Origin of the sequence: Bradyrhizobium sp. LA2.1 (assembly GCF_040547725.1) — a bacterium.
Lineage (GTDB): Bacteria > Pseudomonadota > Alphaproteobacteria > Rhizobiales > Xanthobacteraceae > Bradyrhizobium > Bradyrhizobium barranii.
Genome location: NZ_JBEPQI010000008.1, coordinates 80,103 through 96,549 on the forward strand (window position 1 = coordinate 80,103; position 16,447 = coordinate 96,549).

At 65.3% G+C, this 16,447-nt stretch carries 12 protein-coding genes and 1 tRNA gene; 11 read left to right on the top strand and 2 right to left on the bottom strand.

The annotated features are described in order from the left end of the window. Positions 1-70: 70 nt before the first annotated feature. Positions 71-1,300 (bottom strand): class I SAM-dependent methyltransferase, encoded by a 1,230-nt coding sequence (locus tag ABIB95_RS17385; protein ID WP_354240811.1) that lies wholly within the window; start codon positions 1,298-1,300, stop codon positions 71-73. Between the two features lie 647 nt (positions 1,301-1,947). Here ABIB95_RS17385 and ABIB95_RS17390 point away from each other — a divergent pair. From ABIB95_RS17390 to ABIB95_RS17435, 10 genes are all read left to right on the top strand, one after another. Then, positions 1,948-3,399, top strand: coding sequence for an efflux transporter outer membrane subunit (locus ABIB95_RS17390; RefSeq protein ID WP_354240813.1), 1,452 nt, complete (start codon positions 1,948-1,950; stop codon positions 3,397-3,399). Beyond that, positions 3,389-4,777 (top strand): efflux RND transporter periplasmic adaptor subunit, encoded by a 1,389-nt coding sequence (locus tag ABIB95_RS17395; RefSeq protein ID WP_354240815.1) that lies wholly within the window; start codon positions 3,389-3,391, stop codon positions 4,775-4,777. Before ABIB95_RS17390 ends, ABIB95_RS17395 begins: the two co-directional genes overlap by 11 nt. A gap of 36 nt (positions 4,778-4,813) precedes the next feature. Then, positions 4,814-7,963 (top strand): efflux RND transporter permease subunit, encoded by a 3,150-nt coding sequence (locus tag ABIB95_RS17400; protein WP_085401455.1) that lies wholly within the window; start codon positions 4,814-4,816, stop codon positions 7,961-7,963. Continuing rightward, positions 7,963-11,067 (top strand): efflux RND transporter permease subunit, encoded by a 3,105-nt coding sequence (locus ABIB95_RS17405; RefSeq protein ID WP_354240818.1) that lies wholly within the window; start codon positions 7,963-7,965, stop codon positions 11,065-11,067. The genes ABIB95_RS17400 and ABIB95_RS17405 overlap by 1 nt, the downstream gene beginning before the upstream one ends. 225 nt (positions 11,068-11,292) lie before the next feature. Continuing rightward, on the top strand, positions 11,293-12,093 hold the full coding sequence (locus ABIB95_RS17410; protein ID WP_354240820.1) for a class I SAM-dependent methyltransferase: 801 nt from the start codon (positions 11,293-11,295) through the stop codon (positions 12,091-12,093). Between the two features lie 510 nt (positions 12,094-12,603). Next, complete coding sequence (locus tag ABIB95_RS17415; protein ID WP_354240822.1) at positions 12,604-13,338, top strand: tRNA-uridine aminocarboxypropyltransferase; 735 nt, start codon at positions 12,604-12,606, stop codon at positions 13,336-13,338. A 67-nt stretch (positions 13,339-13,405) separates the two neighbouring features. Then, positions 13,406-14,251: an ABC transporter permease gene (locus ABIB95_RS17420; protein ID WP_502917839.1), complete on the top strand. Its 846-nt coding sequence runs from the start codon at positions 13,406-13,408 to the stop codon at positions 14,249-14,251. Positions 14,252-14,258: 7 nt separating this feature from the next. After that, on the top strand, positions 14,259-15,020 hold the full coding sequence (locus tag ABIB95_RS17425; protein ID WP_166341561.1) for an ABC transporter ATP-binding protein: 762 nt from the start codon (positions 14,259-14,261) through the stop codon (positions 15,018-15,020). 56 nt (positions 15,021-15,076) lie between these two features. Then, a tRNA-Cys gene (locus ABIB95_RS17430) sits at positions 15,077-15,150 on the top strand. Between the two features lie 189 nt (positions 15,151-15,339). Further along, entirely contained in the window at positions 15,340-15,486 is a 147-nt protein-coding gene (locus ABIB95_RS17435; protein WP_166341563.1) for a hypothetical protein, read from the top strand. A gap of 81 nt (positions 15,487-15,567) precedes the next feature. On the opposite strand, the gene ABIB95_RS17440 is transcribed toward ABIB95_RS17435, so the two are convergent. Continuing rightward, positions 15,568-15,762 carry a hypothetical protein gene (locus ABIB95_RS17440; protein WP_039148908.1) on the bottom strand — a complete coding sequence of 65 codons (195 nt, stop codon included), beginning with the start codon at positions 15,760-15,762 and terminating at the stop codon, positions 15,568-15,570. Positions 15,763-16,024: 262 nt separating this feature from the next. Between ABIB95_RS17440 and ABIB95_RS17445 the strand changes: the two genes are divergently transcribed. Beyond that, positions 16,025-16,288: a hypothetical protein gene (locus ABIB95_RS17445; protein ID WP_085401479.1), complete on the top strand. Its 264-nt coding sequence runs from the start codon at positions 16,025-16,027 to the stop codon at positions 16,286-16,288. Positions 16,289-16,447: the final 159 nt, after the last annotated feature.

The following is a 16,447-nucleotide window of genomic DNA, read 5'->3' on the forward strand; positions in this document are numbered from 1 at the left end:
GGGTGGGCGCGACCCTAAAGTAGGGTGGCGGGCCTTACAAGCGACCCTTGCAAGCCGACCCCGCAAACCCTTATTGCTGCTTTGCGAAGATGACTTGCCGGACGTCGATATTCCCGGACAGGAATCCGGCCTCGCAATAGGACAGGTAATACTCCCACAGCCGCCGGAACCGGTCGTCGAAGCCGAGCGGCACGAGGCCCGGCCAGGCCGTCTGGAAGTTATTCCGCCAGGTGGCCAGCGTCTTGGCATAATCCTGCCCGAAGATGCGCTCACGAATGACGGGCAGGCCGAACCTGTCACCGAGCGACTTGAGCACGGCGGGCGAGGGCAGCATGCCGCCGGGAAAGACGTAGCGCTGGATGAAATCCACCTCGCGCCGGTAGCTCTGGAACAGCCTGTCCTGGATGGTGATCGCCTGGATGCCGGCGAGGCCGCCGGGCAGCAGCCGGTCCCGCAACTGGGCGAAATATTTCGGCCAGAACTGCTCGCCGACGGCCTCGATCATCTCGATCGAGGCGATGCGGTCGTAGCGGTCGCATTCGTCGCGATAATCCTGAAGACGGATCTCGACCTTGTCGGCAAGGCCCGCCTCGTGAATGCGCTTCTGCGCAAAATCGCGCTGCTCGGTCGAGATCGTGAGGCCCACCACGCGCGTGCCGAAGGTCTTTGCGGCGAACTCGGCGAAGCCGCCCCAGCCGCAGCCGATCTCGAGCAGCGTCTGGTCAGCCTTCAGGTCGAGCGCCTCGGCGAGCCGGCGGTATTTGTTGGTCTGGGCTGCCGTGAGATCGGAGGTGCTCTCCTCGAACAGCGCCGAGGAATAGGTCATGCCGGGATCGAGCCAGGCCGAATAGAACGCGTTGCCGATGTCGTAATGGGCATGGATGTTGCGCCGCGCCTGACGGCGGGTGTTGCGGTTGAACCAGTGCTGCAGCAGTTGGACGAACCGCATCAGCGGCTTGTCGTTCAGCATGGCCTGGATCAGATCGTGATTGACGCAGAACAGGTAGAGGAATTGCGTCAGGTCCGGCGTATCCCAGTCGCCGGCGAGATAGGCCTCCGCGATGCCGATGTCGCCGCCGTTGATGAGGCGCGACGCGAAGCCGTAATTGTGCAGCCGCATCGCCGCATTCGGGCCCGGCTCCTGGCCGCCGAGGCGGATCACGCGTCCGTCGGGCAGGGTGACGTCGAGCGTTCCTCGCCGCAGCCGCGCGCCAAAACTGAGTGCGAGCCGAACGATGCGCGGCAGATCGGCGAGCACTGTGTCTATGGTGTCTGACGTCACCGAGATGGTATGCGACATCGGCAGATCCATCACCTGAACGGATACTGTCCGACCGCGAGCCAGGCGCCCCCATACGCCTCATATCGCTGGACCCGAGGGCGCCCCGCAAACGGTCAGCGTCGAATCATGCGCATGATATAGGTGCGCGCTGCGCCGGTCGCCAAGGGGCTGGCGGGGTACCTCCGGCAGTCCACCGCCGTGTGCACAGCGCAATTGCGGGCCAGCACCCGATCATAGCGCGCTGTGCGCTCAGCCAAGGTCGGGAAGCTGCGGTGCGCCGCGGCGCAGGTTTCGGTGGAGCGCCTGGCGGGACCGGTAGCCCTGGCGTCGGCGTGGCAGCAATATCACATGAAATCTTGGTAAGCTTGAATGCGCCCCGGGCCGAGGTTGGAATACAAAAAAGCCCTGTGACACAGGCATATTTTGTATTTGCGTGAGTTCGACATCGACGCATTCGAGGCCGCATTTCGCAGGTGCGGGACTGTCCCCCTGTTCCGCGCCCCGCTAGTATGAACTTCAGGTTCCGCAGAAAGCATCACGGCTGTGAACGAGTTACACAAACGCCCCCGGCCGTTCCGCCACGAATCGGTTAATCCGGCTCTGCGGTGGCGGATCTATCTGCCCGGCGGGGGGTGGATGTGACACAGGATGGTCCTGCGGTCGCCATGAGGCGATCTCCCGGCCTTACGTTCCGGACGTCGCGCGCGGCGCGATGGGCTGCCGTGGCGTGCCTTGCCGCCAGTTCAGGCGCCTGCGTGCTGACGCAGGATTTGCCTGATCCCGCACTCGATGTTCCCGCGCAGTACAAATACGCGGGCAAGCCGGATGCGCCGCCGTCGCTGGATTGGTGGCGCGGCTTTCGCTCTGCGGAGCTGACGCAACTGATGGAGGAGGCGCAGACCGTCAATCTCGACATTGCCGCCGCGGTCTCGCGCATCGTCCAGGCCGACGCCCAGGCGCGGCAGGCGGGCGCAGCGCTGCTGCCGAGCCTGTCGGGCGGCGGATCGGAAACCTATTCACGCACCTCGGGTTCGAGCGCCTCGGGCCTGTCCATCGGCGGCCGCGAGGTCGTCAACTATTCGGCGTCGCTGAGCGCGAGCTACCAGCTCGAGTTCTGGGGCCAGAACCGCGATGCGCTGCAAACGGCGGAGGAGACGGCGAATGCCAACCGGTTCGATCGTGACGTCGTCGCCCTGACGACGCTCGCCGGCGTCGCCAACGCCTATTTCCAGGTGCTGGCCTCGCAGGACCGGCTGCGCACCGCCCAGAGCAATATCGCCAGCGCGCAGCGGATCCTTGATGCCATCCGCGAGCGCCGCAAGGCCGGCACCGGGACCGATCTCGACGTCGCCCAGCAGGAGAGCGTGGTCGCCAACCAGAAGGCGCTGGTGCCGCCGCTGCGCCAGACGCTCGACCAGAACGTCAACGCGCTCGCCGTGCTGGTGTCGCGGCCGCCGGAGAGCGTGCGGGTGCTCGGCGGCTCGCTGAACAAGATCGCGATCCCGCGCGTCACGCCCGGCCTGCCGTCGGAGCTCCTGACGCAGCGGCCCGACATCCGCCGCCAGGAGGCACAGCTCGCCTCGGCGACCGCGAACATCGGCAATGCCCGCGCGCAGTTCTTTCCGACGATCCAGCTCACCGGCAATGGCGGCTATCAGAGCTCGGCGCTGGTCTCGCTGTTCCAGCCGCATGCGGCCTTCTTCCAGCTCGTCGGCAGCGCCACGCAGCCGATCTTCGACGGCGGCAGGATCCTCGGCAATTTCGAATTCGCCAAGGCGCGGCAGGACGAGTTGCTCCAGACCTACCGCAAGACCATCATCCAGTCGTTTGCGGACGTCGACAACGCGCTGTATTCGATCAAGCAGACCACGATCAAGCTACAATTGCAGCGCGATGTCGTTACCTCGTCGAAGCGCGCCTTCGATCTCGCCGAGCAGCAATTGCGCGCCGGCACGGCCGACATCGTGACTGTGCTGAACGTCCAGCAGACACTATTTCAGGCCGAAGATGCGTTGTGGCAGGCCCAACTCGCACGGCTTCTCGCCATCGTCAGCCTGTATCAGGCGCTCGGCGGCGGCTGGGAGCCGCGAATGGAGAAACCGGTCAATGCTCTTTAAGCCGGATACGAAGGAAGGCGCGAAAGAAGGGACGGCGAAGAAATCGCGCGGCCGCGGCTTCGTCATGACCCTGATCACGCTCGCCATCCTTGGCGGGCTCGGCTATTTCGGCTGGACCGTCTGGCACCAGCAGCCGCAGCAGGCGAATGGCCGCAACCAGCGGCCCGATCTGCCGGTGCCGGTGCTGGCGGCGACGCCCCGCATCCAGGACGTCCCGGTCTATCTCGACGGCGTGGGAGCGATCCGCGCGCTCAACACCGTGACCGTGCGCTCGCAGGTCGACGGCAAGCTGATCGCCGTGAAATTCACCGAGGGCCAGGACGTCAAGAAGGGCGACGTGCTCGGCGAGATCGATCCCGCGCTCTACCAGGCGACGTATGATCAGGCCGTCGCCAAGAAAGCGCAGGACGAGGCGCAGCTCGCCAACCAGCGCATCGACCTTACGCGCTACGAGCAGTTAGCTGCCTCCAACGCGGGCTCCAAACAACAGGCCGACACCCAGCGCGCCGCGGTCGCGCAGACCGAGGCGCTGGTCAAAGCCGACCAGGCCGCGATCGACAATGCGGCGGCGACGTTGAGCTACACCAAGATCGTGGCGCCGCTTTCGGGCCGCGCCGGCCTGCGGCAGGTCGACCAGGGCAACATCATCCACGCCGCCGACGCCACCGGCCTCCTGGTGATCACGCAATTGCAGCCGATCGCGGTGTGGTTCAGCCTGCCACAGCAGCAGATCATGCGCGTCAACGCAGCGGCGTCGAAGGGCACGCTCGCGGTCGACGTGTTCGGCAATGACGGCATCACCGTGATCGACACCGGCAAGCTGACCGGCATCGACAACCAGGTCGACCAGACCACCGGCACGCTCAAGCTCAAGGCGGAATTCCCCAACGCCAATTACCAGCTCTGGCCAGGCCAGTTCGTCAATGTCCGCCTCAAGGTCGAGACCTTGATGCAGGCGCTGGTGGTGCCGACATCGGCGGTGCAGCGCGGACCGATCGGCACCTTCAGCTACGTCATCGGCGAGGACAATGTCGTCTCCGCCAAGCCGGTGACCGTGACCCAGCAGAACGAGCATGACGCCGTCATTGCCAGCGGCTTGTCGCCGACCGACAAGGTCGTCACGACGGGCTTTGCCAATCTGTCCGACGGGTCCAAGGTGGTCGTCGGCCGCGATGACCAGACACCGTCGGCCGATCTCGCCCCGCGCAAGCGCACGCGCGGCCCGGACGGCCAGAAGAAGGATGGGCAGGCCAAGGACGGACAGGGCAAGGACGGCGAGCACCGCGCCAAGCGGAGCAGCAGTGAAGGCGACCAGAAGGGGCAGACCGGACCAGCATCGGGGCCGGGGGCATCGGAACCTGGAGCCAAGCAGCCATGATCCCGACAACAGCCGCCTGAGCGGCAGGCATATCCCATGGGCGTCTCCGAACCCTTCATCCGCCGCCCGATCGCGACCTCGCTGCTCGGCATCGCCCTGCTGATCGGGGGCGCGCTCGGCTATTTCTCGCTGCCGGTCTCGGCGCTGCCGCAGGTCGATTTCCCGACCGTGCAGGTGTCGACGCAGCTTCCGGGCGCGAGCCCCGACGTGATCGCCTCGCTGATCACCGCGCCGCTGGAACGGCAGCTCGGCCAGATCCCGTCGCTGACGGCGATGAACTCGACGAGCTCGTTCGGCGTCAGCCAGATCTCGCTCCAGTTCGATCTCAACCGCGACATCGACGGCGCGACCCAGGACGTGCAGGCCGCGATCAACGCGGCGGCCGGCGTGCTGCCCAAGACGCTGCCTTATCCGCCGACCTACGCCAAGGTGAACCCGGCGGACGCACCGGTCATGACCCTGGCGCTTCGCTCCGACACGATCTCGCTGCGGGCGATGAGCGACATCGCCGACACGCTTCTGGCGCAGCGGCTGAGCCAGATCTCCGGCGTCGGCCGGGTTTCGGTGCTAGGTGGGCTGAAGCCGGCCGTGCGCATCCAGGCGGATCTGGCGCGCCTTGCCGCCTATGGCATCGCTATGGAGGATCTGCGCACCGCGATCTCCAATGCCAACGTCTCCGGGCCAAAAGGCTCGCTCGACGGCGCGCAGCAATCCTACCTCATCGCCGCCAACGACCAGATCGCCGCTGCCGACGCCTACAAGCCTGTTATCATCGCCTACCGCAACGGCTCCCCGGTCACGATCGGCGACGTCGCGCAGATCGTGGATGGCCTCGAGAACGACCGCACCGGCGGCTGGTACCAGGGCACGCCGGCGGTCATCATCGACATCCAGCGCCAGCCCGGCGCCAACGTCATTGATGTCGTCAGCCAGATCCGGGCGGAAATCCCAAAAGTCCAGCGCGCCATTCCGGCCGGCGTGAACCTCACCATCGTCTCCGACCGCACCGTCACGATCCGCGCCTCGGTCCGCGACGTGCAGTTCACCCTGATCCTCAGCGTCGTCTTGGTGACGCTGGTGGTGCTGCTGTTCCTGCGCTCGCTGCGGGCCACACTGATCGCGGGCGTCGCGCTGCCGCTGTCGCTGATCACGAGCTTCGGCATCATGTATTTCGCCGGCTTCAGCCTCGACAATCTGTCGCTGATGGCGCTCACCATCGGCACCGGCTTCGTCGTCGACGACGCCATCGTCATGATCGAGAACATCGTCCGCCACATGGAGAACGGCGACAGCGCGATGGAGGCCTCGCTGAAGGGGGCCAGCGAAATCGGCTTCACCGTGATCTCGCTGACGGTGTCGTTGATCGCGGTGTTCATCCCGCTGCTGTTCATGTCCGGCCTCGTCGGGCGCATGTTCCGCGAATTCGCACTGACGCTGACGATCGCGGTCGTGACCTCGGCCGTGGTCTCGCTGACGCTGACGCCGATGATGTGCTCGCGCCTGCTCAAGCACGCCCATGAGGAACTGGCGGTGCCGGGATTGGCCGCGATCAGCCGCTTTATCGATAGCACCGTCGAGTTCTATCACCGGACGCTGCTCTGGGTCCTGGAACGCCAGCGCGCCACGCTGCTCGTGACATTTGCGACCCTGGTCGCGACCCTTGTCCTCTACGTCGTCGCGCCAAAGGGCTTTTTGCCGCTTCAGGACACCGCCTCGATCACGGCGGTGACGGAGGCGGGACCCGACGTGTCGTTCACCGAGATGCAGAAGCGCCAGGCCGAGGCGGCCGATGCCATCAAGGCCGACCCTGATGTGGTCGGCGTGGTCTCGGTGATCGGGGCGGGCTCGGTCAACCCGACCACCAATGTCGGGCGCCTGGTCATGACCCTGAAGCCGCGCGGCGAGCGGCGCGACGACGTCAGCGCGGTCGTGACCCGGCTGAAGGAACGGGTGTCGGCCATCCCCGGCATGACCGTCTATTTCCAGCCGGTGCAGGACGTGCAGATCTCGACCCAGTCGAGCCGCTCGCAATACCAGTACACGCTGACCGGCACTGATGCGACGCTGGTGTCGGAATGGGCGCGCAAGCTCGTTGCCGAGATGCGGCGCGATCCGCTGTTCCGCGACGTCTCCTCGGAGGCGCAGGAGGGCGGCCTGCGGGCACAGCTCGATGTGGATCGGACCCGGGCCGGACAGCTCGGCGTGAGCCTGCAAGGAATCACCGACACGCTCAACGACGCGTTCGCACAGCGCCAGATCTCGACCATCTACGGCCAGGCCAACCAGTACCGCGTGGTGCTGGAAGCGCTGCCGATGTACCAGCGCGATCCCTCGATCCTGTCGAAGCTGTATCTGCCGGGCGCGGCGAGCAGCATCGTGGGCGCGCCCAACGCCCAAGTGCCGCTCTCCGCCGTGGCGACGCTGAAGCGCACCACGGCGCCGCTCGCGATCTCGCACCAGGCGCAATTCCCGTCGATCTCGCTCAGCTTCAACCTCGCCCCGGGCGCCGCGCTCGGCGACGCCGTCGAGGCGGTGAAGACCATCGAGACCCGGATCGAGATGCCCAACAGCATCGTCGGCGTCTATGCCGGCGATGCCGCCGAATTTGCCAAGGCGCTCGCCGGCCAGCCATGGCTGCTGCTCGCCGCCGTGATCACGATCTACATCGTGCTGGGCGTGCTCTATGAGAGCTACATCCACCCGATCACCATCCTGTCGACGCTGCCTTCGGCCGGCGTCGGCGCGATCCTGGCGCTGATGCTGTGCGGGCAGGACCTCTCGGTGATCGGCCTGATCGGCATCATCCTGCTGATGGGCATCGTCAAGAAGAACGCGATCATGATGATCGACTTCGCGCTCGAGGCCGAGCGCAGGCAGGGGATGTCGCCGAACGAGGCGATCGTGCAGGCCTGTCTCTTGCGCTTCCGTCCGATCATGATGACGACGCTGGCGGCGCTGTTCGGCGCGCTGCCGCTCGCGATCGAGAGCGGCACCGGCGCCGAGCTGCGCTTTCCGCTCGGCATCTCCATCATTGGCGGCCTGCTGCTGAGCCAGCTTTTGACGCTCTACACCACGCCCGTGATCTACCTGGCGCTAGACCGCATCAACCGCCGCCTCGAGCAGGCGCTGCCGCCGGCTGAATCCGGCGGCCCGCCGGTCGCGGGCGCGACCGAGGGGATGCAGTGATGGCATCGATCTCGGAGCCCTTCATCCGCCGCCCCGTCGCGACCACGCTGCTGTCGATCGGGTTGTTCCTGCTGGGTGTCGTCGCCTACGAGTTCCTTCCCGTCGCCTCGGTCCCGAACGTCGACTTCCCTGCCATCTTCGTGTCGGCCAGCCGGCCCGGCGCCGACCCGTCCGTCATGGCGGCGACGGTGGCCTCGCCACTGGAGCGCCGGCTCGGCGAGATCGCGGGCATCAACCAGATCACCTCAACGTCGTCGCTCGGCACGACCAGCATCCAGCTCCAGTTCGACATCGGCCGCAACATCGACAAGGCCGCACGCGACGTGCAGGCAGCGATCAACGCGGCGCTGATCGACCTGCCGAGCGACCTGCCGACGCTGCCGCGCTTCCGCAAGGCGAACACGGCCGGCGCGCCCGTTTTCGTGCTGGCGCTGACCTCGAAGACGCTGTCGGCCAGCGCGATCTACGACGTCGCCGATACCGTGCTCGCGCAGCGCATCTCGCAGGTGCCGGGTGTCGGCGACGTGACGGTGAGCGGCGCCGACCAGCCGGCGGTGCGCGTGCAGCTCAACCCCGTCGCACTGTCCAACGCCGGCATCGCCACCGACGACGTCAGGACTGCGATCATCAATGCCAATCCGCTTGGTCCCGTCGGTATCTTCAACGGCGAGCGCCAGAGCGAGACGCTGTCGCTGAACAAGCAGATGCGGACGGCGAAAGAGTTCCGCGACATCATCATCAAGAGCTCGAACGGCAATTTCGTCCGGCTGTCCGACGTCGCCGACATCGAGGACTCCGTCCGCAACGCTCGCTCGATCGCCTGGTTCAACAAGCAGCCGGCGGTGCTGATCCAGATCACCAAGCAGGGCGACGCCAACGTCATCGACACCGTCGACCGGGTGAAGGCGCTGATCCCGGCGTTGAAGCAATGGATCCCGGCGGGTGTCGATATTTCCACGCTGGTCGATCGCACCAGCACGATCCGCGCCAGCGTGCTCGACATGCAGTGGACGTTGCTGGCAACCGCCGTCCTCGTGATGGTCGTGGTGTTCGTGTTCCTGCGGCGGCTGACGCCGACGATCGCGGCCGGCATCTCCGTGCCGCTGGCGCTGGCCGGAACCTGCGCCGGGATGTGGGTCGCGGGCTTCTCGATCGACAATCTGTCACTGATGGCGCTGGCGATCTCGGTCGGCTTCGTGGTCGACGACGCCATCGTCATGATCGAGAACATGTACCGCAATCTCGAGCATGGCATGCGGCCGCTCCAGGCCGCGCTCGTTGGCGCCCGGCAGATCGGGTTCACCGTGGTCTCGATCAGCCTGTCGCTGATCGCGGCTTTCACGCCGCTGATCTTCATGGACGGTATCGTCGGCCGCCTGCTGCGCGAGTTCTCGCTAACGCTGACCTTTGCGATCCTGGTCTCGACGCTGGTGTCGCTGACGGTCACTCCGATGATCTGCGCTCATTACATCCGGCAGACCACGTCCGGGACCGCAACGCTGTTCGATCGGCTGATCGAAGGCTCGCTGTCGCGCGTCGTCACGTTTTACGCCCGCAGCTTGCGCACCGTGCTACAATATCCGCTGCTGACGCTGCTGGTCTTCTTCGCCACCATCGCGCTGACGGTGACGCTCTACATCAAAGTCCCCAAAGGCTATTTCCCGACCGACGATTCCGGCTTCGTCATCGGTGCGACGCGCGCCTCGGCTGACATCTCGTTCCAGTCCATGCTCGGCCTGCAGCAGCGGCTCGCCGACATCGTGATGCAGGATCCGGCCGTGGCCGGCATCGGCTCGACGGTCGGCAGCGGGGGCGGGCCAGGGGGAGCGACCTCGAACCGCGGCACCATGTTCATCAGCCTGAAGCCGCCGGAGGAGCGTGACCACGTCTCGACGCAGGTCGTGATCGACCGTCTCAGGCGCGCCCTGTACCCGGTGCCCGGCATCCGCCTGTTCATGTTCGCTGCCCAGGACGTCCGCGCCGGCGGACGGCAGAGCGATTCCGACTACCAGTACACGCTGACCAGCACCGATCTCAGCCTGCTCCAGAAATGGGCGCCGATCGTGGCCAAGCGCATGGAGAGCGTCGAGGGCATCACCGATATTTCCAGCGACCGCGATCCCGGCGGGCTTCAGCTCACGCTCTCGATCGACCGCCAGAAGGCCTCGGCGCTCGGCGTCAAGGTCCAGGATATCGACAACGCGCTCAACAACGCATTTTCGCAGCGGCAGATCGGGATCATCTACACCCAGCGCAACCAGTATATGACCGTGCTGGAGATCGACCCGAAATTCCAGGTCGACCCATCCAACCTCGATCGCATCTATGTCGCTGGTGCCAATGACGCGCAGGTGCCGCTGTCGGCCGTGGTGCATGCGACGCGCGGGCTCGCTGCGCTGGCGGTCTACCATTCGCAGGGGTTTCCCTCGACCACGGTGTCGTTCAACCTGATGCCGGACGTGCCGCTCCAGACCGCGACCCAGAACGTACAGCGCGCGATCGAGGAGCTGCACATGCCGGAAGGCATTCGCGGCAGTTTTGACGGCAATGCCGGTGATTTCGCCAGGACCAGCGGCCGCCAGCCGCTGCTGATCCTCGGCGCGCTGGTGGCGATGTATATCGTGCTCGGCGTGCTCTATGAGAGCCTGGCCCATCCGCTGACGATCATCTCGACGCTGCCGTCCGCAGGGCTCGGCGCGCTGCTAGCCTTGCAGCTCACCAACACGCCGCTGACGGTGATCGCCTTCGTCGGCATCATCCTGTTGATCGGCATCGTCAAGAAGAACGGCATCATGATGGTGGACTTCGCGCTCGATGCCGAGCGCCAGCGCGGCCTGTCCTCGGCGGAGGCGATCTTCGAGGCCTGCCAGGCGCGCTTCCGCCCCATCCTGATGACGACGATGGCGGCGCTGTTCGCCGGCATTCCGCTGGTCATCGCGACCGGTCCCGGCACGGAGCTCCGCCGTCCGCTCGGCATCACCATCATCGGCGGCCTGTTCGTCTCGCAGATCCTGACGCTCTACACCACGCCCGTGATCTACCTGCTGATCGACCGCCTGCGCCGCCGTTCCGAGCCGCGCCCGCTGGCCGCACCGGCGGAATAGGCCAAGTATCGCGCACGTTCCGACACCGTCAGTCGGCTCGATCCCCTAACATTTGATGTTGTCAAATTAACATCTGTTCTCATAAAGGCTGTTACTTCTCATTTCTGTCAACAAAGCTCGTTACAGAACGGAGACGGGCGCGGCCTTCGCTCGTCGCGCCGCCCGAAGCTGTTGCATTCGAACGGAATCCCGCCCCGAGAATGTGTGACGTGCTTGGGAAACCTTGTGGGCGAGCGGAAATCGGTTGGCTCGTGTTGCTTTGGAGTGATTGGCCAAATGGCTAATACCGTCGGATCGCACTTTTTCCCGGAGATTGCGGCGGGTGGATTCTCTCGGGTCGATGGCACGATTCAGTTCTGGCAGCGGGTCGGGGCCTTGGTTGGACCGGATTCCGTCGTGCTGGACTTTGGCGCCGGGCGAGGCGCCGGCCAGAGCGAGGATTCGGTCGCCTACCGGCGCAGTCTGCGGTCGTTGAAGGGACGGGTGCGCGAGCTCGTCGGGGTGGATGTCGACCCGGCCGTAACGACCAACAAGGCGCTGGATCGGGCGTTCGTGATCACACCCGACGGAGAGCTTCCGATCGCCGATCAATCCATCGACGTGATCGTATCGGATTTCGTGTTCGAGCATCTCCAGGATCCTGCCAGAGCCGCCCGTGAACTCGACCGCGTGCTCAAGCCGGGCGGCTGGATCTGCGCGCGAACGCCCAACCGCTATGGATACATCGCACTCGCCAACCGGATGATCCCCGACCGGTTGCATGCCCGCATCATCCAGTCGGCCCAGGACGACCGCAAGGGCGAGGATGTCTTCCCGGCCGTCTATCGGCTGAACACTGCCAGCGCGTTCAAACGGCATTTTCCCGCCTCCCGATACGATCTGTATGTGATCCCGTGGGACGCGGAGCCGGCCTACTATTTCGGATCGAAGCTGCTTTATTCGCTGTTGCTAGCGGTTCAGCACTGCACGCCGGCTCCGTTCAAGACGGTCTTGACGGCGTTCATGCGCAAACGCCCCGTGCCGTGAGCCCGACAGCCAAGTCACGTCGGGCTCAAGCCGCCGTACACCTCATTGCGAAGACGAAAGAGCGCACGGGACGAAGGGCCTTCGAGCGCGGAACGTCACGCAACGCAGCAACCTTGTAGAACGATCGTACCCTCCAAGACGTCACCAAGTCCGAGCGATAACGTCATTCGGCAGCCAACTGGACCGTGTACTACGGCCCGACCACCACACTTCATGACCATCGCCTCCCAATCCCCGCCCCAAAGCCCATGTCGACGTAGGTGCTCAGTTCTACGACACCGACCTCAACAAGCCGATTTGGGTCGCCAACGTGGCCGCGGATGATACTGTGTATTGGAGAGACGCTGCCGGAACGCCGGTCTAGCAGAGCGGTCGACGCATTCGGCATACCAACGCAACGAGACCGCCTTCGGGTGGTCTTTTTGTCGTGTGCCGAGGTTCGGGGCTATGGCGGCGCCACTCCCGGCAAGAGAGTTGTTGAACCGCCGCTTCAAGCGTATAGCGGCGACCATGTCGAACCCCACAGCCGCCGCGCCGGCCGATCCGATCCCCGAATGCCCGCACTGCCAGAAGCCGATGCCGCTGTGCATCTGCGACAGTGTCACGCCCATCAAGAACCGGCTCTCGCTCCTGATCCTCCAGCATCCGCAGGAGCAGGACAGGGCGCTCGGCACCGCCCGGCTGCTTGCGAAGCACTTTGCCGATGCCACGGTGCGGGTCGGCCTGTCCTGGTCGAGCCTGTCCAAGGCGCTGGCGCGGCCGGTCGAGAACGCCTCGCACTGGGCCGTGCTCTATCTTGGCTCGGCGCGCGCGGCCGATCTGGAGACCGAGGGCGAGATCCTGGCGCTCAACCGCAAGGGCGAAGTCGCGGAGAACCAGCGCTCGATCCTCGGCAAGCTCGAAGGCGTGGTGCTGCTCGACGGCACCTGGAGCCAGGCCAAGGCGCTGTGGTGGCGCAATCCCTGGATGCTCAAATGCCAGCGCGTGATCCTCAACCCGGCGCATCCCTCCCGATACGGACGCCTGCGCAAGGAGCCGCGGAAAGACGGGCTGTCGACCATCGAGGCGGCCGCGACCATCCTGGCCAGTCTTGAGAAGCGCCCCGATATCGCCGAGACGCTCAATGCCGGTTTTGAACGGATGTTGACGCGCTACCGCGAGGTTCAGGCCGAAATGCCGGAATTGGCGCCAAAACCGCCGGTCAAGGACCGCCGGCGCGGTGTCCGGCGCAGCAAGCGCAGCTGACTCGCGCTTAAATCCTCCGTACGGTTGATTGCCCCGCGCGAGACGGGCGGGTAGAGACGATCGGCCGATGGGCCGCGAACTGTTATCTTCGCAGCATCGGAAAGCCGGAAGCGGAAGGGGCAGTCGCATTCAGGCCGCGGCGAAGGAAATCCTTGCACAGGCGGCGCGGCCCGATCGGTGGGGCACGCTCGCGCTGATGGACATCTCGCTGCGTTACCGGCGCACCGTGATCGGCCCGCTCTGGATCACGCTGACGCTGGCAGCAACCATCGCAAGTGTCGGCACGGTCTACGCCGCACTGTTCAAGCAGGACATCGCCGGTTTCCTGCCGCCCTTCGCCGTCGGCCTGATCGTCTGGACCCTGATCGCGACGACGCTCCAGGAAGGCTCAAGCATCTTCGTGGCGTCGGGCCACCTGATCAAGGCCGTGCCGGCGCCGCTGATCGTGCATGTGCTCCAGATGATCGCGCGCAACGTGCTCATCTTCGCGCATCATCTGGTGATCGTGGTGCTGCTCTACATCGTGATGCCCTGGCCGCTGCATGGGAGCACGCTGCTCGCGGTGCCCGGCTTTGCGATTCTGCTCATCGTTCTGCTCTGCGCTTCGGTCGCACTCGGCATGCTCTGCGCGCGCTTTCGCGATATCGGCACGGCGATCGTCAGCGGCCTGCAATTCATCTTCTTCCTGACGCCGATCATCTGGACCGAGGACGCCCTGCGCGGCACCGCGTTCTACTGGCTGATCCGCGCCAATCCGTTCGCGACGCTGCTCGACCTCGTGCGCAGGCCGCTGCTGTCGCAGCCGACCGATCCGCAGCAATGGCTGCTCGGGGCGATCTATGCGATCGTCGTAGCCGTCATCGCCTTCGGCTGCTACGCAAAATACCGCCACCGCGTGGCGTATTGGCTGTGAGGCGCGCATGAGCCTTGCTGCCCACATCGTGCTTCGCAATGTTTCGGTCAACTTTCCGGTGCTGTCGTTCCGCGACCGTTCGCTGCGCAGCCGCTTCGTCAGCGCGGTGACGCTGCGCCGGACGCCGGCGGTGCCGCACATCGTCTCCGCGCTCAACGACGTCAGTCTCGACATCCGCGCCGGTGACCGCGTCGCCATCATCGGCGCCAACGGCGCCGGCAAGACCACGCTGCTGCGGGTTCTCGCCGGCATCTATCATCCGACCGCGGGCAGCGTGGACGTGCTCGGCCGCTGCCTGTCGCTGTTCGACCTGTCGGCCGGGTTCGACGAGGAAGCGACAGGTTACGAGAACATCGTGCGCCGCGGTCTCGTGATCGGCGCACGGCGCTCCGAGATCGATGCGCGGCGGGCGGAGATCGCCGAGTTCACCGAGCTCGGTGACCGGCTCGACCTGCCGCTGCGGACCTATTCCAGCGGCATGATGCTGCGCCTGATCTTCGCGGTCGCAACCGCCGTGGAAGGCGAGATCGTGCTGCTCGACGAATGGATCGGCGTCGGCGACCAGCAATTCCGCTGGAAGGCGCGGCAGCGGCTCGACGAGATCGTGGCCCGTGCCGGCATCCTGGTGCTGGCCTCCCACGACATCGAGCTGATCCAGAGCACCTGTAACCGCGCGATCCTGCTGGAGGAGGGGCGGATCACCGCGGCCGGCCCGACCGATGCGATTCTTGCGAAATATCTCGCCGGCCCCGGCGGGGCCAAGGCGTAAACGCCCGGTCGGGGTTGCCTAAGCCATTGATCCCCTATATTGCTCCGCCCTTACGGGGCCACGTGGCGGAGTGGTTACGCAACGGTCTGCAAAACCGTGTACACCAGTTCAATTCTGGTCGTGGCCTCCATAACAACCTCCTGATATTTCATCATAAATTTTGGCTCACCGCGCGTTCCGCCGAGCGCGCGATTGAGGCCTGCCAGGCCGTGCACACCGGGTTTGCCCGGGGCTTGGCGGACACCCGGATTCAGGCCCGATGGCATAGACTTCGCATCTGCGAAGTGATGCGTCACGAACCCCTGGAGCTGGAGAGCACGTGAGCGACGTCGTCCGATTTATCCCGAAATCCGAGCTGGAACGGGCTCGCCTCATTCGCGAGGCCCGTGCGATCTATGACAGCATCTTTCCGCCTGCCGCACCCGACCGGGCGCCGCAGGACGGCGAGGAGCGGGTCAAGACCTGATCGGTCCCGCGCCATTCCGGCGCATGGCCGATAGCAAAACGCCCGCGGGAGCGGGCGCCTCGGTTGACGTTGAAAGTGGTCTCAACAGGCCGCGTACCAGCCGTCCGGAAACGGCAGAAGGGGCCAGGCGCCCTCATTGTCATTGGCGGCTTTGGGCGTTGCGACGTACGACCACGAGCGGGGCACGAATTCCTCCTCCGGCTCGGGCGCGAAATCTTGATAGACCATGGCGTCCCGGACGGCATCCAGCAGCAAGTTGAATTCGGCTTCGCTCATCGCACCCTCGCAGAACGCGGATGGCGCAATGTCGCAAAGCCGGTTTGTTACCCGATTGAGCCGATCGTTCGCATTTTAGCGACCCGGCGATCGGGCTCCGATTGGTTAGCGATTCCTTAAAATCCCCGCGGAACCGTACGTTCCTCCCGTCTGGCCGCAGTGTGAAAGAGATCACATCCCCCGCGATTTATTTCTCCTACCCCTCGGCACGACATCGGCCAGCGAAGGCCGGGGGCGGGCAAGGCAGACGGGAGACTTGGTCATGAAGGCAAGGTTCTTGCGGTTTGCGGGTGCGAAGAGCCGGGCGCGCCGCGCCTCGACGGTCGGGCTATTCCTGGCGCTGTTCGCCTCCGCCGCCAATGCACAGCAGGGAACGCCGGAGCAGCGCCGGGCCTGCACCCCCGACGTCTACCGGCTCTGCGCCGGCGAGATCCCCAACGTCCGCGCCATCACGGCGTGTCTGCGCCGTAACCGCTCAAGCTTGAGCGAGGCTTGCCGCACCGTTTTCGACCAGGCAGGCGGCTGACATGGCCGCCCTGTGGGTTTGTGCGCAGCAAGTGGCTCGTGCGGTCTCGCGAATCCGGCATAGTCGGCCTGTGGATATGCTGCGGACAAGCTGTGGAAAGCGGTGAGATGCTGTGGATGTCGTCCACAGATGCGTCTGCCCTGCGCCTCATTTACGTCA